This window comes from Haladaptatus sp. ZSTT2 (assembly GCF_037081775.1).
Lineage (GTDB): Archaea > Halobacteriota > Halobacteria > Halobacteriales > Halococcaceae > QDMS2.
Map to the genome: position 1 here is coordinate 157,687 of NZ_JBAMHQ010000002.1, position 18,585 is coordinate 176,271.

Annotated in this window: 15 protein-coding genes and 2 pseudogenes; 4 read left to right on the top strand and 13 right to left on the bottom strand. The window is 51.8% G+C overall.

Annotated elements, in window-relative coordinates:
• Positions 1-2: 2 nt before the first annotated feature.
• Positions 3-959, bottom strand: coding sequence for an AAA family ATPase (locus tag V5N13_RS15655; RefSeq protein ID WP_336361559.1), 957 nt, complete (start codon positions 957-959; stop codon positions 3-5).
• 388 nt (positions 960-1,347) lie between these two features.
• Between V5N13_RS15655 and V5N13_RS15660 the strand changes: the two genes are divergently transcribed.
• Positions 1,348-1,572 carry a hypothetical protein gene (locus V5N13_RS15660; RefSeq protein WP_336361560.1) on the top strand — a complete coding sequence of 75 codons (225 nt, stop codon included), beginning with the start codon at positions 1,348-1,350 and terminating at the stop codon, positions 1,570-1,572.
• 543 nt (positions 1,573-2,115) lie between these two features.
• Entirely contained in the window at positions 2,116-2,988 is an 873-nt protein-coding gene (locus tag V5N13_RS15665; protein ID WP_336361561.1) for a DNA-binding protein, read from the top strand.
• 52 nt (positions 2,989-3,040) lie between these two features.
• On the opposite strand, the gene V5N13_RS15670 is transcribed toward V5N13_RS15665, so the two are convergent.
• Complete coding sequence (locus V5N13_RS15670; RefSeq protein WP_336361562.1) at positions 3,041-3,544, bottom strand: hypothetical protein; 504 nt, start codon at positions 3,542-3,544, stop codon at positions 3,041-3,043.
• A gap of 402 nt (positions 3,545-3,946) precedes the next feature.
• Here V5N13_RS15670 and V5N13_RS15675 point away from each other — a divergent pair, with 402 nt between their 5' ends.
• Together V5N13_RS15675 and V5N13_RS15680 are read left to right on the top strand one after the other, a co-directional pair.
• Positions 3,947-4,075 (top strand): hypothetical protein, encoded by a 129-nt coding sequence (locus V5N13_RS15675; RefSeq protein WP_336361563.1) that lies wholly within the window; start codon positions 3,947-3,949, stop codon positions 4,073-4,075.
• 269 nt (positions 4,076-4,344) lie between these two features.
• Positions 4,345-5,502 (top strand): hypothetical protein, encoded by a 1,158-nt coding sequence (locus V5N13_RS15680; RefSeq protein ID WP_336361564.1) that lies wholly within the window; start codon positions 4,345-4,347, stop codon positions 5,500-5,502.
• Between the two features lie 24 nt (positions 5,503-5,526).
• Here the strand turns inward: V5N13_RS15680 and V5N13_RS15685 are convergent, their stop codons facing one another.
• From V5N13_RS15685 to V5N13_RS15740, 11 genes and pseudogenes are all read right to left on the bottom strand, one after another.
• Positions 5,527-5,859, bottom strand: a complete 333-nt coding sequence (locus tag V5N13_RS15685) for a GTP pyrophosphokinase (RefSeq protein ID WP_442905106.1) — start codon at positions 5,857-5,859, stop codon at positions 5,527-5,529.
• A 140-nt stretch (positions 5,860-5,999) separates the two neighbouring features.
• The gene (locus tag V5N13_RS15690) at positions 6,000-6,737 is read right to left on the bottom strand and encodes an HNH endonuclease signature motif containing protein (RefSeq protein ID WP_336361565.1); all 738 of its coding nucleotides are present in this window, start codon (positions 6,735-6,737) and stop codon (positions 6,000-6,002) included.
• Positions 6,738-6,966: 229 nt separating this feature from the next.
• Positions 6,967-7,302: pseudogene (locus V5N13_RS15695) on the bottom strand (BrxA family protein); the annotation flags it as partial.
• A 361-nt stretch (positions 7,303-7,663) separates the two neighbouring features.
• Positions 7,664-8,589: pseudogene (locus tag V5N13_RS17200) on the bottom strand (ADP-ribosylglycohydrolase family protein).
• A gap of 626 nt (positions 8,590-9,215) precedes the next feature.
• The gene (locus V5N13_RS15710) at positions 9,216-11,960 is read right to left on the bottom strand and encodes a DEAD/DEAH box helicase (RefSeq protein WP_336361569.1); all 2,745 of its coding nucleotides are present in this window, start codon (positions 11,958-11,960) and stop codon (positions 9,216-9,218) included.
• A 207-nt stretch (positions 11,961-12,167) separates the two neighbouring features.
• On the bottom strand, positions 12,168-12,863 hold the full coding sequence (locus V5N13_RS15715) for a hypothetical protein (protein ID WP_336361570.1): 696 nt from the start codon (positions 12,861-12,863) through the stop codon (positions 12,168-12,170).
• 196 nt (positions 12,864-13,059) lie between these two features.
• A complete protein-coding gene (locus tag V5N13_RS15720; protein WP_336361571.1) occupies positions 13,060-14,019 on the bottom strand; it encodes a hypothetical protein in 960 nt (319 codons plus the stop codon).
• A 190-nt stretch (positions 14,020-14,209) separates the two neighbouring features.
• On the bottom strand, positions 14,210-14,680 hold the full coding sequence (locus V5N13_RS15725; protein WP_336361572.1) for a hypothetical protein: 471 nt from the start codon (positions 14,678-14,680) through the stop codon (positions 14,210-14,212).
• Positions 14,681-14,682: 2 nt separating this feature from the next.
• Positions 14,683-16,722, bottom strand: coding sequence for an AAA family ATPase (locus tag V5N13_RS15730; protein WP_336361573.1), 2,040 nt, complete (start codon positions 16,720-16,722; stop codon positions 14,683-14,685).
• On the bottom strand, positions 16,722-16,901 hold the full coding sequence (locus V5N13_RS15735) for a hypothetical protein (RefSeq protein WP_336361574.1): 180 nt from the start codon (positions 16,899-16,901) through the stop codon (positions 16,722-16,724). The genes V5N13_RS15730 and V5N13_RS15735 overlap by 1 nt, the downstream gene beginning before the upstream one ends.
• A 63-nt stretch (positions 16,902-16,964) precedes the next feature.
• Complete coding sequence (locus tag V5N13_RS15740; RefSeq protein WP_336361575.1) at positions 16,965-18,386, bottom strand: DEAD/DEAH box helicase family protein; 1,422 nt, start codon at positions 18,384-18,386, stop codon at positions 16,965-16,967.
• Positions 18,387-18,585 lie beyond the last annotated feature (199 nt).

The window sequence follows — 18,585 nt, forward strand, 5'->3', positions numbered from 1 at the left end:
CGTTACTCGTCCTTTTGCGCTCGCTCGGCGGTCTCCGCGAGCGTCTCTAGCAACGTTTCGTCGATCCGCTCCACGTCGTCGACCTCTTTCAGGAGACAGCCGATCGTGTGTTCGATCTCCGCCGTCGAGAGCGGCTCCGAACCGCCGTCGACCCGGAGGTGCGCGATCGCCCGCGCCCAGTCCAGCGTCTCCGCGACGCCCGGCCGCTTCCGGAGCGGTTCCTGCCGGAGCCGCTGGGTGACGGCGCACAGCTCGGCCGCGATCGCGCCGTCCAACTCCGGGACCTTGCGCTCGACGATCGACTTCTCCTTCTCGAAGCTCGGCGGTTTGGCGTGGAGGAACAGGCACCGTCGCTTGAGTGCGTCACTGAGCGCGCGCGTCCGGTTCGAGGTGATGACGACGGCCGGCGGGGTCTCCGCCCGCACCGTCCCGAGCTCCGGGATCGAAACCTGAAAGTCTGATAACACCTCGAGGAGGAGCGCTTCGAACTCCTCGTCGGCCCGGTCTACCTCGTCGATGAGCAGCACCGGCGGGCGGTCGCCGCTTCCGGAGAGCGCCCGGAGGAGCGGCCGCTCGAGTAAGTACTCCTCGGTGAACACCGAGTTCCTCTCATCGACGCCGCCCTCGTCGGCCTGAATTGTCAGCAGCTGCTTCGTGTAGTTCCACTCGTACAGCGCGTTCTCGGCCGTCAGCCCCTCGTAACACTGGAGCCTGATGAGCTCCGCGTCGAAGCCGGCGGCGAGCACCTTCGCGAGTTCCGTCTTGCCCGAGCCGGGATCGCCTTCGACCAGCAGCGGGCGACCGAGGCGGAGCGCCAGCAGTACCGTCGTCACGATGTCGTCGTCGGCCACGTAGTCGGTCGCCTCGAACGCCGCCCGGAGCTCGTCTTCGCTCACGTCGTCGAACCCGGTCGACTCCGTCGCGTCTCGATCCGTCGTCGGGCTCGGTTCGTCCGTCATGGTCGATGGCTCGTGGGAAGGGCATGTGTTACCGGCGGCCGGCGGTGCGTCGGCCGAGTCACGTTGTGACGGTCGCGCCGGCGCGTTCGGCGGCCCGTTCGAGCCCCCGCTCGGCTGCGGCCGCGACGGCGTTCTCGGTCATGAACGTGCCCTCGAACTCCACGATCAGGCGACCTCGGTTTGTTCCGTGCTTCTTATCAACATGGTACGAGTTAACATTCTACTGTGCTGGGGACCAAGAACGCTCACATAATAAAATATAGGGGGGTTATGTAGCCGGTATTAATTGCGCTCCCGCCGTATATGTAACTGAATGTAATCGATTGTCGGTCGAGCGGGTCCGCGGATTTGCGAGGCCTCAGGCCTCCAATCCCACGGAGGGCGTCGTGTGACCGACCGCGAGCTCTCGCGCCGTCCCGCGGCGTCGCGCCGGCTGCACGCCGAGCGAACGCGGCTACTCGGAGACGGCCCACCGGAGGAGGTCCCGCTGTCGAGGGTCGGCGAGCGTCCGCCCGCCGACCCAATCGTCGCCGAAACCGACGTTCCGGCCCACGACGTGGCGACGATTCCTGAAAGCCATCGGCCGTTCACGGGCGGCGTCGCCGCCCGTTAGCTCGGACGACGCAGTCTCCCCGTGACCGAGACGGCCTCGTCCGTTCTACGTCCGACAGGATATCGACTGTGTCACTGAGCGTCGAGAGTGGTTGAACGGTGGTTCTCTACGGTACGCCCCGCTCGCCGCGTTTCACCTGCGCGTGCTCACGGCTCATCTTTCGCCGTTCGCACCGAGTCGCTCGGCACCGACCATTCCGGGCGTGCGGCCTACGGCCGTTCCGGGCGTCTGGTTTGCCGCCAGCACCAAGCGCGCTTTCGGTTGCGTCTTGCTCGCTCCCTATGGTCGCTCGTCGCGACGGACGCGAAAGCGGCTTGCGTACTGGACGCTTGCGCCGGGTGACGCTGGCGCGCGGTGCTAGTTGCGTAGTTTCAAAGGCGCGCTCGCTTCGCTCCCGATGGTCGCTTGCGAAGGCGCGAAGCGAGCGCGCAGGTGGTTGAGGTGTCTTTTGAGAGCCACGGCTGGAGAGTCAGTGGTTCTGTGAAAGTGAAGACGCCGAGTGAGCGCCTTCGAGCGGCTACCAAACAAGAATTGGAGCAACCAATGAGTACTAAACGCACTTTCGGACAAGAAGCTTCGGTCGAACAGGCATATGAATTAGACGTTGCAGCGGTTGACGAGGATGGCTTCGAGGTGGTCGAGGAGCGTCCTGAGCTGCGGCCCACGGTCGAGTTGGAGATTCAGGCGAAGGTGGATACAAACCACCCGGATGCGGGGGTGTCGGGATTGACGCTCGAAGCAGAGGAGCGCATGTTGGCGAGAGAGTGGGAGATTGCGAAGACGCGGACGCGGTGGGATGATAGACCGGAGTCAGACCGGGAGGCGCGGACGCGGCGGATGGTGAGCGACCAGAGCAGAGCGCGGCGAGTCGAGTTCCAGAAGCGAGCGGCGAGCGTCGATAGACGGTTGGAGCCGGGACGGGTTGATCCTCGTGAGCGGTTGAGTCGTGAGGAGTTAGCGGCGGTGAATCAGCAGGCGACGCGCATCCATCGGATGGTCAAAAGTAGTGTCTCTCGGGCGGTGCTCTCGAAACAGTTGGCCGAGCGGTTGGTGCGCGGCGAGGAGTTGGTGAGCGCAGCGGTTGCAGTCATCGAGAAGCAATGGACGCGACCGGGTGGGATTGTGCCCATTGCGAAGGTTGGGGATGTGCCGAGAGGGGAAGTGACGGTTGAAGGTCGGGTCGAACGTCTTTGGGTTCCATCACATCCAGCGATAATGCAGGTTGGCCTCCTTGAAGACGACACAGGTCGGATTCGGTTCACGGTGTGGAAGAAGTCGAACCAAGCGATGGTCAAAGAGGGTGAGCGGGTGCGATTCAGGGCAGCGGAGAAGAACTGGTACGAGGGGCGGTGTTCGATTGCGTTGACGTGGTGGTCGAACACGGAGTTCCCAGACAGAGGTGCGTGGTGGGAGTAGACTAACGGAAGTCCTTTCTTTTTGTCGCCAGCCATTCTTCGATTCTCCTACATCAAATCGCGTAAGGGGGGACAACTGAAATTTGAACAGATTCATCAGATGAATTGTAAAATGTAAGAATGTATCCAGTGTTCGGCACTCTCGCTAAAACTTTCTCGGATTTTTGATTGAAGACAGACGCTTCTCTGTTGTAGTTTGCATCGAAACCTTCCAACCAACTCTGGTGTTCCTCGTCTTCGAAAAGCATCACATCAATTGAAGGGCCAGATACTACCTCAAACTCATATGAAACGTTCGTAGTTTCTGGGGATTGGAATCCAGAGTCGGTAAAGGAGCCCTCTCTGATCAAACTAATTCCAAGAGAGGATTGTGGGGGAATCACTGTTTCAAATGACTCTGAAATCAATACTGTCTCGTGTCGTGGCTCTGGAGCCGGTGTTGGTGTCTCATCGAACAGATCTTGAGAACCTTTTGCTGCTCCTTTAAACGCACCTTTCGTCGCTAATTTAGTACAGCCTGTCAACCCAAAAACAACTCCTAACCAAGTCATTGCCATGAAATTTCTCCGAGTTGCCATGTCTGAAGTTAAATTCAAGAGATATTAAAGTAATATTGACAAACAGTATCTATGATATAACTTGGCGGTATCTTATGACATTACTGGTGTAACTCGATGTTTGGAATTTTGTATAGTGTTATCATACAATATATCTGAATTATATACTTGTATGCTGTTCTGAATTTTGTGAATTCAATCACAAATAAAACAATATCGAATGAGGATGGACGAGCGATGAAAGATGATTGGTGGCACCTCGTTGTTGCACTCCCAGCATACTTCCTTCTCGTAGCGTTGACTGCAGTGGTCGGCATTGGATTCCGGTCCGTGCTAATCCAAATCCCACTTGTCCTTGCGTATCCATTTGGTCTCTACCTTGACACTCGATACGTGAGGCACATGAGCCAATCGTGGAATCCGAACAAGTGGTATTACCTCGGGCTGGGCATCCTTGTCGTCGTCACGTTTGGGCTATTCAGTCTCATCCTCTCGCCGTACTATCTCTACAAACGGAACAAACACCTGTAAATGTACCTTGGTTCCCAGTTCTTTACTAATCGTCTACCCAGTGCGATTCAATACTTCTTCAATTACTCTCTGGCAACTTTATTATATTCCCAGTCCGGTGAGTCAACTCATCTTCTGGACTGCCGTGAACAAATAGGTGGATGACAGTTCGCATTTCGTTACCCAGTTCGGTCTCACAACAACCAGCCATTGGATAGAATGCCCACCCTGTGTTCACTCGAACAGTTCAACCATTGGGATTCATTAACAATCCAACGAATTCTGTGTCCATGGATGGTGGGATCTATCTCATGGATGGCGACTCGCTGATTGAGATGACCGAAGAACAATACGACAGTGAACGCATCCTTCAGGAAAGTCTAGCAGACTTTCCACGGTTACTCGCTGGCGACCAGATGACCACTGATGACGCTCGTCGGTGGGCGTTAGTCGCGAGGGAGGCAGCGGTTCCGGACAAGGAAGGCGGCGGCGATCGCTGGTCGGCTGACCATTTGTTCGTCGACCAAGCAGGTGTCCCAACGATCGTAGAGGTGAAGCGAAGCGACGATACACGGATCCGCCGCGAAGTGGTGGGGCAGATGCTTGACTACGTCGCTCATGCATCCATTTACTGGAATGGGTCTGACCTTCAAGACCGATTCATCGAGACGTGCGAAGAACGTGGCACCGTCCCAGAACAGCTCCTCTCCGAATTGACTGGTGATGAGGAAACTGATGGTTTCTGGGAGCAGGTACAAACGAATCTGCGGTCGGGGAATATCCGTCTCCTCTTTGTCGCCGATGCAATCCCAAGTGAACTCAAGCGGGTCGTCGAATTTTTGAATGAACAGATGTCGTCTACGGAAGTTCTCGCGGTGGAAGTTACCCAGTACGTTGACGAACAGGATAATTTGAAGGCATTCGTCCCGCGCTTGCATGGGCAGACAGAGGAAGCCCGAAGTGCAAAGCGGTCAACCGCGCGTCCGACCCACGATGAGGAAGACTTGTTGAATGACCTCCGAGAGAAAGAACGGTCAGGGGTTCTCTCAGCTGCTGAAGCAGCCGCAGTGCGCGATATCTATGACTTCATCCAGACTGAGGCTGATGCCTACGATTTCGGTGGGAGTGCAAACGTTAGTGTGACCGCACGATGGGAGGTTCTCGGTGGCAGCAAAGGTATGTTCACGCTGAATTCGGGTGGGCATATCGATTTCTGGCAACCCAGCCCAGATGCTGACGGCGCAGAGTGGGGCGAAACTGAACTCGAGGAGTGGTATGACGCGCTCGGGGCAATCGATCACCCATCAATTGACCGTGAGAAGTTCGACACCCAACAGAAGATACAGATTGTGGCTCTGACTGATGAGAGTAATCGAAGCCAGTTCAAAGCTGCCTGTCGACAGTTTGCCCAGGCTTGCGAGCAAGCAGCCGACGAGTCCTTTGTGTAACGTCCAGGGACATTTTCGAATCACTTAGTAAGCATTCTTATTACGGTTGAGTTTCACCCACGCGTCGTGGTATTTGCGTTGGTTTTCGACAACCGAATCGTTGACCTCGGATAACCTCGTCAAATCCATGTTGTTTTCAAGATCTGCAATCTTCACTCGTCGAGCGATGGGGTTCTCAGCGACACGCTCGATGAACTCGGTGTAGTTCTCACCCATTCGTTTCGTGAGAGCGTCGACCGCAGCCCGCACCATGGAACCAAACGTCTCCTCGATTGCTTCGATTGTATAGTCGGTGTCTTCGACTACGTCGTGGAGTACGGCAACGATGCGTTCTGTTTCTGACTCCGTTTCGGTCATTACCCGCAGTGGATGGCAGATGTACGTCTCCCCGGCCTTGTCGGTATCACCAGCGTGCTTCTATGTTGCGAGCGCAATTGCGCACTCCAATTTGTTCATACGCCCCACACAAAGGCCAGCCACTTAGAAGGTTTCAGCACTCACCGATGACAATTGTGACAGACAGCAATGACGTTATCTGGATGGTCTGCGCCCCCATCGCTAAGAAAATCAATGTGGTGAACTTCCCGGAACGGTTCCCCTGTCGGTGTCAAAAAGGGCGCTTCGTTCTCACAGCCTTGGCAAACTCCACTCGCTGCACGTAGCGCAAACTGTTTCGGTATTTCTGAGCGATTGTACTCAACACCAGCTATTGCTTTTGTTCGTGTTTCTGGTTCTCTGCCTTCCTGGTGATGGGGGGCATTTTTTACCGCCTCTTCATAGAGTTCTTCGAGCGATAAGTTCTCGAATTTCTGTGGGAGAGTGACTGTATTGCCACCTGCTGGAATCAGATGAAAGAGAATCGCTCTTCGTAGCTTCCCGTTCCTATCGGGGGATTGGGTGAACCGATGAAAGTCATACTCGTATTGGCCGCGATACCGAACCATGTAGCTATCTTCAGCTTTCTCGAACAGGTGTAGCTCTTTGTCTAATTCGTGGTGGTCGCGTGCACGATTCACATACCGCCAGTCCATATCCCCCTCGACTCCCTGTCCGGAGTATACAAACGTTCCATCTGGCAAGAATTCATCTTCATATCCGAATTCTTCGCCTCGTTCTCCCGTGATGATGAAGACGTAGGGGTTGGCTTTTGCCGTGATAATCCCCATTCCCCACGATCCCCCTAAGGCAGCTAGGTCATCGCGTCGATGGTAGGGTTTGCCGATTTTAAATTGCATTTTTCTAAAATGACTATCAGTCTGGAAAAATCTTACCGCAGACAATGTTGTAATACTCTATGCTATCGGATTGACCTTATTACGGATATTGGAACTCCATCTCTTCCGAGTTCGGCCAATCATTGAGTGGCTATATTGGAAGAGTCAGGCAAACGTTTCCGACCTCTGGTGCCAACGAGATTACCTGAGCTTTCCGCTGCAGTTCACGGCGACGTTTCTCGATTCGCTCCTCTGATAGACGAGCCACGTATTCGTGTACAACGTATCGAACAAGCGAATCGTCTGCGACCAGGTAGAAGTAGAGGATCTGTGCTTTGTCGCGTGTCGTTTTGCACTTGTCAAATATCGCTGGTAGATCGCTGGGATTTGGAAGGGACGTAGGAGCATTTTTGAATCGCGATGTAAGAACTCGATAAATCTTCTGTGAGCTCCCTCGTGTACTTCGATTTGATAGTCGCTCCTCGAACCACGCATCTTTGACATCGTTCCAGTTTCCGTGCTCTGCATAGAGACGAACGAGCTCTTCTGCTCGCTCGATGAGAAGACCACACATTGTCAAATCCATATTGACTTCTTCCGAAGAGAGTTGGCGAGACAGAGATGGGAGAGGGTACCCATCTCCATTGGATGAGAGAGTCATTATTCGATAGACAAAACCAACCCACTTTATTTTTCGTTTATTTGGGAGCGCTTCCCTGACCGTAGCCACTATGAAATATTCTGTATCTCAAACCCAGTGAAAACAGATTCCAGGTCATCGGGCAGATTTGATACGACGAGCACATTTTGATCCTCACAACGGAAGAATTGCTCATTCGATATCGAGGGTAAACTTAATCACCGGGGATATTGACTTGCCCGCACAAACCGTTCACTATCCTAACCTCTTTAAGTGGACTGAAAGATTGCGATAATTCGAGAAAGTGTCACACGCCCTCTGAGAGGGGAGCCAAGCTGTGTAACTTTGAAGCTATCTCGGCAATCTCCGCACTTTCGGTGATCTCCCTTACCCATCGATTAGGTAATGAATCACCACCGAATCTAGCCCCTGCAACAGCTCCCGTTACCGCTCCAATTGTGTCCGTATCGCCCCCTCTATTCACTGAGGTGATAATCGCTTGCTCAGCACTCCTTGCTGTCAAGGCATCATGCAACGCTGTCTGTAAGGTCGTCACGACATATCCAGTCGTTTCCAGCGACTCTGGTTCTCTCCCATTTGCGATCGGTTCGAGGGCGGCTATAAGTTCTTCTGGCGCAGACTCTTCGACCTGAGCTAGCGCTGTCTCAAGTGGTGAGTTCTCCTCCCGCAAGAGTCCAGCAATTGTGAGATTCAAGATTGCACAGCCCTCCTGGCATCGAGGATCTGCATGAGTAATGAGTGAGGATTGTCGACTGACTTCTGCAAGTCGGTCCTTATTATCTCGATACGTAATCGCGAGTGGGGCACATCGCATTATACTCCCGTTTCCTGCATTGCTCCCTTCTTTTGATTTTCCCATATGGCTTGCCCGGAAACGTCCCAAGGCCTCCCTCGCGCAATTGCTTTGATCGCTCGTTGGGTGAGAATACCAACATCGAATGGACCGGTTTCATACCACTCCACAAATCGATTCGCAATATCCTCTGGATCAAATGTTCCACATTCGACGAGACTCCAAGCAATACAAAGAGCTTGGTCAGTGTCGTCAGTGAGAGTTCCAGGAGACTTTCCCCACCTGCCGAACCCCTCCATCTCTGAGAGGCGGCCATATTCGCTCTCTATTTCGTCTGTTGATTCGAATTCGACTGGTCGTCCGAGCGCATCTCCACACGCGAGTCCCATAAAAACACCTTTCGCAGCTTCATCGCTCATACAACACATCAATCAAGAAATAATAAGAACGGACAGCATGATTTTCAAAGTACAGCACTATGAAGCGATAGAACTCACTTCAAAACAATACACTCAGCTGAGCCCATTCAGGATGCTGAACTGACTCCTTTACTCAGAACGGGAATCGGTAGAGAATCGTATTCCGCCACTTGAAACGCGTATCATATATGATGATCTCGACTAATCGTTCCTCTCTTGGCGAACCAGCTGGGGGTTTGTATTTGACTTTTGGTTTCCCATCGGATTTGAATCGATAATATAGGTTCCCCCTCTTCCTTTCTTGATTTCAAGGGTCGGCCGACCACCAGCTTCAAAACCGATCTTGGTCACCTCATAGGTTGTGGAACTGAATTTCCAACTCACTCCTTCCCACTTGACTAAATATCGTTCTGGTTCTACCTGGTCGAGAGATCTAATGGCATCTGCTACTTCGTGCGAAGATGGGCTTGTGGCACTAAAGACCGCACTCGTTCCCATACAAAACATAGTCGGGGAACTAAAATCAAAATTCCTCAAGATACTACACTCGAAAGTTTCTCAACTCGCGTTTCGAATCTCGATTAATCGCAATGGATTTCTGCGGGTAGAAAATGTGATCGCTCAAATTAGAAGAAGTCGAGCTCCGTGGGTGCATCATCGGTTAGACTCCCGCTTTGCTCTTCGAATTCAAATGAATCTGGTCCCTCCGTTACGCCTAAGAATACTGGTCCACCTTGTGTCACCGTCAACATATGATTCGCCTCGTTGATGATTATTGTCCCCCCACCTTTCTGCTCTAACACGAATTCGGCAACTGAAACGATCTCCGGGTTGGTAATGAACTCCCGGCGATTTTGCCGCTCTTTGAACGGGCGGCCTTGCGCATCCACGCTGAACTGATAACCTTCACGCGGCCCTGGATAGGGGTCGCCCATCTCTAGCTCTGTAGGGTCTGGAATTGTTACCTCGAAGTCATCGCTTGTTGGCAGTGGGTCATCAGTCAGAACAAGTTCTCCTTCCAACATGGAGTCTCCAGCATCCCAATAGTAGTGATGAACTTCTGCGTTCGCAAGCTGTTCATCCCAGTCATACTCCTTGAAAAGCCGCTCATCTATGGTATCACGGGCATAGAGCACGTACAATTGAGACGTCTTTCCCTCATCAGATCCTGTACGGAGCACACGGCCAAACGTTTGGATTCGCTGGCGTAAGCTGCTGTTCGAAACCCGAATAATGCCCACATCAGCACTTGGGACGTCGACTCCCTCGACGAGAGCTTTGACACTGAGCATTACGTTTGCAAATCCGTCTGCACGGAACCACTCCATCGCATAATCGTTCCAGGCATCTCGAGAATGACCTGAGTGATACATTGCAGGCCAAAATTTAGACTCGCTAAACAGCTCTTCAATCGCTAAGTCCACCTGTTTCAAGTCTTCATACAACTCATACTGTTCTTGCCGACCGGATGCCCCCTCAGTTAGCTTTCCAGTTCGAGGATTCCTGTCTCGCCGCTCATGAGGCGCAACCAATTGCTCTAACTGCGCGATATGCTCTTGGAACACGATCGATTTCTTCCCGGACTCGACCGCATTTCGAAGCAATTTCAGCGTAATCGATTGGCGGTAGATAGAATCTGCAACAAGGTCCCGACGCTCTTGAGTGAATTCGAAGAAGTCGGCAATAGCAGGCGTTGGACCATCAGCACTGTTCATCAAGGTCTGGAGCTTCTGGTGGAAATTTCCATTCAATTGGTAGAGGCGATCTCCGTACAGCATGTCGATCTCGTTGATTGCATTCGAGATCTTCTTCGTGTACTGGTCGTATAACCGGCGCTCACGGTCGGTAAGTTCAAACCCAACATAATTCACCTCGAACGGTGGAATCAGCCCCCGTTTGAGTGCTTCATCATACGTGAGATTATAGTAGATGTCTCCCAGTTCACTGATGAGCAGCTCATCCGCCGGAGAGTACTGTTCAGAGCAATCTTTTTCGACAATTCCAATATTTGATGTTGGAGTCGCCGAGAGGCCAAGCGAAGCAGTTCGGTGATACGAAAAGATGTTAGAGAAAACATCACCGGTATACCGATGACATTCGTCTGCGATCAAGAGATGTGGGGGATCCCCCACCGACTTCAGCGACTCTGCAAGGTAGTCTTCATTGACTGCCGTATTGACGATACTGACAACAATTCGGCGGCCCTTCTCGAATCCATCGCGAGTTCCATCGCCGGCCCACCCTAAGTCCTCGACTGGCACATTGAGCTTCGTAATGAGCTCTGTGAGCCATTGGTCCATCAATACTTTCGTCGGAACAATTATCGTCACAACGCCATCCTCAGTAGAGACTAACCACTCCCGTATTGCTCCGAGTGCCATGACTGTTTTTCCAGCCCCGGTCACAACTTGCGCAATTCCCCGAGTTGGCGGCGTTCGCGAATTCGCGAACCACTGGTAGACTGCTTCAACCTGCCAGTCGAACAACTCGAACGAATCAGGGAACGTGTAAGGGTCTCGTCCAGCGTCAACAAGCGTCTCAAGGTCTGCACGGGATACCCCAGACCCGGCGGAGACTCTAATACGGTTCGCTTCAGTTGGGTCAGGGGCATCCCGAATTCGCTTCAGAACGTCTGTTGAAAGTCCACTCAATAGCTGACTTTCAATCCCATGGATCTGCTTTATCTCTCGTCTGAGATCCTTACGATTGGTCCGGGCTTCCATATAATCAGCTGAGCGCTGGAGCTGAGGTCGGACTGTATTGCCCTCCCGTGCATCTGCTGAGAGAAATTCTCGCCAGAAGGGTTTGAGCCAGGCTGTCTGCTTTCCCATCCCACCTGACTCGCGGTACATGTAGTATTTCATCATGTCACGTTTCACCGAGCTCTTAGGGAGGTCGCCTGTTGCCCCTTCACGCCGAATCCAGCGTTCATAAATCCGGAACAAGTCTGCCTGTCTGAACTTGTTGAGATAGGTCTCAGCCGCTTCAGTGGGAGTGTATTTGGCAGTCGAATCATCCTTCTCTATTGCACCAAGGAGAACAAGCAACTCAGGATACCCTCGCACACCCAGCTTGTTGAAGGAATAATTGTAGTCCTCACGGAGCGTGTATTCGATATCTGATTTTCCTAATGGTTTCTCGGCGTGGATCAGTGCATGAAGCACCCGTTCGATAGCCTCAATCTTTTCAGGCGCATTTGCTTCGAGGACCCACCCTCGTTTCAGTGACTGCCAGATAAAATCCGCAAAGTCAAGCTCAGCGTCTAACCACGCAGATCCAGTCGGCCAAAGCGAGACGAATTGCTCAGTTCGTTCACCGTCTTCTCCTTCGGTTTTTCGGGATTCTCTTCTGATGAACCCTGAGCTTACCATATCAGAGGTCATCCGTCGATTCCATGACTCACCATAGAGTTCCGAAGAATTGGGCTTCGTCACAGCCTGAAGACACCGTTCCCGAAACTCATCCCACGTAAGCTGGGTTTCTGCATCGTTAACAATAGAGAGTACCGTCTCGTAGTGGGGTTTATACGTGGGTAATCCAACAGCACCAGGGGGAAATCTTCGTGTCATGGAAATTGATTAAGCAACACTCTTGTTCGCACTTTTGCTGCAAGCAACGTAATAATTCATATCAGTCACGACCGGCCGAGGAATGAGTCCCTCATCAAATTGCTCTAAATGGCCAATATATAGCGGTAGATGACCGTTTTTTGGGTCATTGTTCGGAGACGTTGCTTTGAGACGCCTCGTCACAAGCCGAAGGCCTGTAGAATCTCCTTGTGACTTCGCACGATTCTTCCAGGTCTCGAACGTAGAAAGTACCTCATCTTGCTTTGCTGGTGGGACCTCTTCTGCAGGCGCATTCACGAAGATATGTCCGTACTCATTAATGTATAATCGCCCTCCTCTCTGCCGATACTCTTCGTACCGTGCCACTAGTTCATCGTGAGAAAAGGCGGACTTGAACCGGTACTTTTTGCGCTTCCAGATGAGCTCACCATTGGCGTTCACTACCCATCTCTCACCGTGTCCGAACGTAAACCCATCCCAGATAGTAATTTCATCTGCTGGTGGGACCTCGGGGTCATTGTTAATTTTATTGAACCCAAGCCGACCCTCTAGTTTGCCAATGTACACCGGAATCCAACCCCGTTTATGCGGAGCCTCTTCAATGTGAGCGTAGTCATCTGAGTGGACTTTTGTTAAGACTTCACCCGCAGCAGTAATGCGAAACGCACCGGTTCCTGTTCCATTGGTTTTCCCAACAGCCTGCATTGCTGTTACCAAATGCTGGGGTGGCTCACAGTGTGCCCTCAGGCCTCGATAGGACCACCGAACAATGTATCCACGCCCATGCCTTCTACTTTGATCAAGGCTGTATTTTGACCCTCGATACGCAGATGGCCATGGTTTTCCGGGCTCGATTGTCACTTCTTGTCCGCTTGCCAGTGGGACTGCTGTTGGGACGAAATTAATTATCCCCACCGGTGATCCTCTCCTCGGTTTTCTTGAGGTCTTCCTGCAACCATTCGATTGGGTCATCATCAAATTCGGGTGCGGGTTCTTCCTCTTCTGTTTGCGAGTCTGTCGCTTCCGTGGCAGAATCTGGTGTTGCCTTGTGGTTCTCTGGGGAGGTCTTGTCTGTTGAACCTAGACTTGCTGCCCAATCTTCGAGTGCCTGTTCCTCCTCTGGAGAAAGATCTCGGGTGAGCGAGGGTGGCTCTTCGACGCTAAATGATGGGTTCTCAAGCGTACCAATGTATACGGGTAGCATTGAGAGGTCGGCACGTTCTTTTCGAAGTTTGATGATGTTGCGGACAACTGGAGGAAGGGACCCAAATTGTTCGCGGACGAGTTGTGGTGCTGGGTCGCGAATCAACGTGATCACATCTCCATTGGGTGTTACTCGGAACGACCCCCCCTCCGGTTTGTATACCCGAAGCTGGCGCCAGATGTTATCTGGGAGCGTTGAGGTGACTGAATGGTTCTTTCGTGTTTGAGTATTACGCCACCAAAGGCGGCCGTTCACGTTGTATGAATATCGGGCCCCATCGTAGACGCTTGGCCATAAATCGCCAGCAGAGAGGCCAGTTGGTTGGATCTCGATTGCCTTGCTTTTGTCAGCGTCCGGGACTAATTTCCCGCTCAGATCCACCTCTCCAATCCAGACACCCGTATATTCCTCAGTGTCAGATTCTTCCTCCTCGAGCTTGGTGAGCACCTGTCCAGTTTCTGTTATATGGATTCGCCCGCCAAGTGGCCGCACTTCCAACAAGTCCTCAACTATCTCCTTCGGGAAATCTTCGCACTTGAGTCGGTCAGTTCCATTGTAGACCTGCCACCAAACGTCTTCTTTTTGGTTGACGTGTAATCGGAAGCCACGATAGTGTTCAGACCATTTTTCGCCGATAGAGAGTTTGTTTTGCGTCATTGTTAGGTTAGTTTCGCTGTATGATTCGGTGATTAGATAAGTGGTACCATGTGACTATCGCTTGAATTGACTTGATGCTATATCATCATATATGTATTGATATATTGCACATATCCCACAGATTCTTTGTTCGAATGATGGTATCAATCGAGTGACGTAGCGACCATTGTCACCGTCATAATTTTCTGTCTTAGACTGGACTATTGTTCTCGAAGTCGAGTTTGATCTCGCTGAGGATCGTTTCATCTTCCTCTTGGTCTTCATCTCGATGATTGGCCTGGAGGTAGGTGACAACCGCATCGGTTGGGTCACCAGTCACATCCCCAAACTCTTCAGCAGCGATCTGTGCTCCACCTGCTGCATACTGAGCCAGAATCTGAAGTTGCTTCTTCGGGTTTAGAAGCGCTGCGGGGTCCTTTGTATCCTGGAAGGCAATCGATGCGGCGACGACACGATAGAGGTCTTTTTTCTGGAGGTGCATCCAGAGCATCTCGTTGTCCCCTTCGTAGCCTTCACGCACCACTTTGCCCTTGTTGAATCCAAGTGTTGCTGCGAACACGAAAAAGTCCACATAGGACCCAAATACCCCGTAATCGTCGACGAGAGTTTCATAGATCGGTGTCTTCTCGTAATTTACACGTGCACTTGCTGATTCACTCATTTTTATTCACCACCTGCAACCGCAGTCTGCTGACTTTCAATATGCGTCTGTGGATAGTTCTTCTCGCCTTGTCCTCGATCATAATTCAACCAATACTGCTTGCCGACGAACGGTTGCATCTCTTCGGCAACCGCTCCATCCCACTGAGAATCAGTGGCGAAAACAATCACCTGCTCAGCCAGATGAGGCATCAACCGACCCACCTGCTTTTGGTGCGTCTTGTCTAACGACCCGAAAGGTGAGTCCATCACCACTGGGTAAATGCCACCTTTGAAATACGGCGAATCATCGCTTGTCTCATAGCGCTCACGCGCAATTGAAACAAGACTTCCAATAAAGGCTAAACTCGCAATTTGCCGTTCACCAGTAGATTTGTCAACTGGAGCGAGTGCCCCGTCAACTTTCTGCCGAATGAGGAGCTTGAAATCCTCTGAAATATCGGCTTCTAAATCCTTGTGAGAGATCTCTGCAAAGGTCTCTTTGACCAGTCTATCCGACCATCCACGAACTGTAGATTGCAGGTCTACGAAGTTGGCCTCTAACTCTTCTCTAACAGCAACTGCCGCGGCCCGTCGGCGTTTTGCCGTAAGGGCCTTCCCTTTCTCCTCTTCTTCGGCTTCGATATCCGCTTCTAAATCCTCAATTTTCTCCTCATCATCTTGAAGACGCTGGTCGAGTCGAATGATCTGCTCTTTCGTATCCTCAAGCTGCTTTACTTTCTCTTTACGGGTACGCTCGAGCTCAGCTGGGCTTTCACGATTTTTGTCAGAGGTTTCATCTAGCCCTTCAAGCTTTGTGCTCACCTCATCGATTTTCTCAGTTAATTCCGTAACTTGCCCTTCTAGTGTTTCGCGTTCTGCAACTAGCGTATCAATTTTTTCGAACAGCTTCGACCGACCGACAGCAATGTGTTCAAGTTGGGAGATGAGGTGAATTGCTGCTTGGTCTAAGCCTTCTATTTTGAGTTCAGACTTCCAACCTTCAACTGCTGTATAGGGGTCTGTACCTGCCTCAAGCGGGCGGTCACAAATGCATTCTCCCTTGTTGAGAAGCCGGTCTACAAACTCATTGCTGAGCTCAGATGGGATATCTCCTTTCGCCCGAAGCTCATCAATTGCTTCGGCAGTCGCCCGAATCGCCGGCATCCCAAACTCAAGATAGGCAGATTCTGATATCTCTTCTCGAATATTGGCATTGATCTTCTCGATTTGTTCCTCAATTTCCGCTCGCTGAGCTTCGAGCTCAGATCGGTCCTCTTCGAGTTCAGCACTCTCCTCTAACTCTTCGAGTTGGGCCTTTATATCTCCAATTTCGCCCTCGAGCGTGATTTTAGCCTCTCGTTTTGCAGAGATCTCTCGTTTCCGGTCGCGGATATCGGCCTCTAATTCATGCTTTTCTGCAAGGAGTTTCTTGAGCTCGTCACTCCCGAACTCTTCCATTTGACTCTCATATTCACTCTCGACGGTTCGCAGATGACGAATAGACCGCTCAAGAATGGTAAGGCCCATAATATTCTGAATTGCTTCCTGGACTCGGTCCTGGTTGTCTACTCCAGCGAGCTCGTCGATATCTTCTCCATCGAAGAAGAAGAGACTTCGAAGCCGGTCTGGGAGGATCTGCTTTAGACGCGTATCCGGGTTCTTCACCTCTCTCATCTCTCCATTCGCTTGTTCTTCTGCCAAGCTAATCCCCTGGTCTTCGAACACACCGTGCAGGTCGCCTTCTTTTTCTTTGCGAAGTTCTACCCACCGGGTTGCTCGAAATTCAGTCCCATCGTGCGTGAACGAGAGTGTCCCCTCAACTCGAATCCGGTTTCCAACCGCAGTTTGTGCGACTACACCCTCATTTGGGAGATGCTCGATACCATTCTCGAAGCCAATTGCACCATACAATATCCACGGAAATGCATTCAATAGCGTCGTTTTCCCCGAGCCATTGGGGCCGTGGATTACCGTGACGCTCTTACCCTCTTCAATCGAGAAGTCGATAGTCGCATCCTTAAATTGGCGGAAATTCTGTAGCCGGAGGGAAATTAACTCCATTATTCGCTCCCTCCATCGAATGCATAGTCGACTTCATCGACTTCTGCTTCGATGATTTCCATTATCTCTGGGATGATATTGTGTGGTCGATCGAGGTGCAGTTGCTTCTTTTCCGCCTCCAGTATTTTCTCTCGAATTCGCGTTCGAGTTTTCGGATCGATTTCTATTGTATCAGTCATGGTTGGTGATTTTTTTAAGTTGAGTTGTTGGATTTGATTTGTAGTGAATTCCGATAACGGTTCTCACATGTGTCGTAAATTATACATCCGCTTGAGTTCACGCAACGAGCCTTCGCCTGATGGAATTCCGGGAACATCAGCATCGGGATGATTTATCGCCGCTTCGGTGAACGTTGAAACTCGCTCAAGTTCGCTCCGGATAAGTGAGCGCTCAGCGTTGAATGCATCTCCTTCAAGGCCTGTTAGGCTCCCACCTCCAGCTGGCACTGCGATAAAGTCATGAATCACGGCGAACTCCTTCCCAGGATGGGTGCGAAGAATCCGACCACGACGTTGGACAAATTGACGTGGGTTTGATGAACTCGCGAGCATGAACGCAGTTCGGGTGGCGGGCACGTCTACACCTTCGTCTAAACATCGAATCGCCACTAATGCCTCCAATTCGCCTTGTCGAAACTCCTCAAGGAGTTTTTCGCGGTCGGCTTGGGTTTCACGTGCAGTGAAGCGATTTACGCGCAACCCTTTGGCTCGGAGTTCATCGACTGCTGCATCGACGTGGCGTTTCATCTTGCCTGTTTCTTCATTTCCGATAGACCCATCCCCACAGTATACGAGCGTATGGTCCACTGAATCCATTTGGTCGATAAGCTCGTTCAGCCGAGTGAGTTTATTTTCTGCTGTCCCCACCAGTCGTGCCCGCTTGAACAGCGCAAATTGTAGCGAGCTGTTTCCCTGCAGGTCTGCATCGGACAGATTTCCATTGAATCGACTTGCGAGCCGACCAATCGTTCTCGTCAGTGTGAGGTATTCTTCCGTTTCATCGGCCGTCAGCTGAACGATGTGGGGGATATAGTAGTATGGACACAATGCACCGTTTTTGATTGCGGCCTGCAGGCCATACTCATAGACTACTCCACTAAAGTACTCCATCAGTTCCTCTGTTCCCTCTTCGTCGTACCACCGTTCCGGGGTGGCAGAGAGGGCCAATCGCTGCTTGAATCTCTCTGACAATCCTGAACGAAGATGAGGCGCACCCAGATGATGCGCTTCATCAGCGATCAGCATTGCTGACCGAGACGGAATCCTCGCAACCAGCCGTTGGAACGGCTTGCTCGCAAACGTTGCGTGGGTCACAATAACAACGACTGCATCTCGTGCCCCAGCGTGGTACGCAGCAAGCTGACGTTCCAGAGTCCCCTGCCATTGGCGACGAGACTTATACGCAAGAACTGGTTCAACGCCAAACTCGCGGACATCGCCCGCCCATTGGTCAACCAGATGTTGATAGGGTACAGCGATCACGAGGAATAACTGGTCGAAGTTCGCTGCTACCTGCCCTGCGGTCAACAGTGAGGTGATCGTCTTGCCCGTACCAGTAGCCATGTTGTACATGCCCTGGCCATTGTGTTTGAACCAGGCACGAACTGCTTCTTGCTGATACTCCCGCGGTTCAACCCACGCAGGTGTCTTGAAAGTGGACGTCATGGGCAAACTCCAACTTCATTCGGCTCTCGCTCCCACAATCTCATCAGAGGACCACAAGTGCCTGCACCTCTCACTTTTTTGAAGGGAGTTCTCTGTGGAGAGTGCAAGAACTGGGTTTGACAGCTGAATTGACCCATGCAGTTTCGTCTGTATTGTTGTCTGTGTTTTAGACACTTTACCATACCGGCATAGAAGCCAT

Bases quoted from the DNA above. Each gene is read 5' to 3' on its own strand.
- V5N13_RS15690 (WP_336361565.1), bottom strand. From the start codon at position 6,737: ATGCAATTTAAAATCGGCAAACCCTACCATCGACGCGATGACCTAGCT.
- V5N13_RS15730 (WP_336361573.1), bottom strand. From the start codon at position 16,722: ATGGAGTTAATTTCCCTCCGGCTACAGAATTTCCGCCAATTTAAGGAT.
- V5N13_RS15685 (WP_442905106.1), bottom strand. From the start codon at position 5,859: ATGACCGAAACGGAGTCAGAAACAGAACGCATCGTTGCCGTACTCCAC.
- V5N13_RS15720 (WP_336361571.1), bottom strand. From the start codon at position 14,019: ATGACGCAAAACAAACTCTCTATCGGCGAAAAATGGTCTGAACACTAT.
- V5N13_RS15670 (WP_336361562.1), bottom strand. From the start codon at position 3,544: ATGGCAATGACTTGGTTAGGAGTTGTTTTTGGGTTGACAGGCTGTACT.
- V5N13_RS15725 (WP_336361572.1), bottom strand. From the start codon at position 14,680: ATGAGTGAATCAGCAAGTGCACGTGTAAATTACGAGAAGACACCGATC.
- V5N13_RS15680 (WP_336361564.1), top strand. From the start codon at position 4,345: ATGGATGGTGGGATCTATCTCATGGATGGCGACTCGCTGATTGAGATG.
- V5N13_RS15710 (WP_336361569.1), bottom strand. From the start codon at position 11,960: ATGGTAAGCTCAGGGTTCATCAGAAGAGAATCCCGAAAAACCGAAGGA.
- V5N13_RS15655 (WP_336361559.1), bottom strand. From the start codon at position 959: ATGACGGACGAACCGAGCCCGACGACGGATCGAGACGCGACGGAGTCG.
- V5N13_RS15740 (WP_336361575.1), bottom strand. From the start codon at position 18,386: ATGACGTCCACTTTCAAGACACCTGCGTGGGTTGAACCGCGGGAGTAT.
- V5N13_RS15735 (WP_336361574.1), bottom strand. From the start codon at position 16,901: ATGACTGATACAATAGAAATCGATCCGAAAACTCGAACGCGAATTCGA.
- V5N13_RS15715 (WP_336361570.1), bottom strand. From the start codon at position 12,863: ATGCAGGCTGTTGGGAAAACCAATGGAACAGGAACCGGTGCGTTTCGC.
- V5N13_RS15675 (WP_336361563.1), top strand. From the start codon at position 3,947: ATGAGCCAATCGTGGAATCCGAACAAGTGGTATTACCTCGGGCTGGGC.
- V5N13_RS15665 (WP_336361561.1), top strand. From the start codon at position 2,116: ATGAGTACTAAACGCACTTTCGGACAAGAAGCTTCGGTCGAACAGGCA.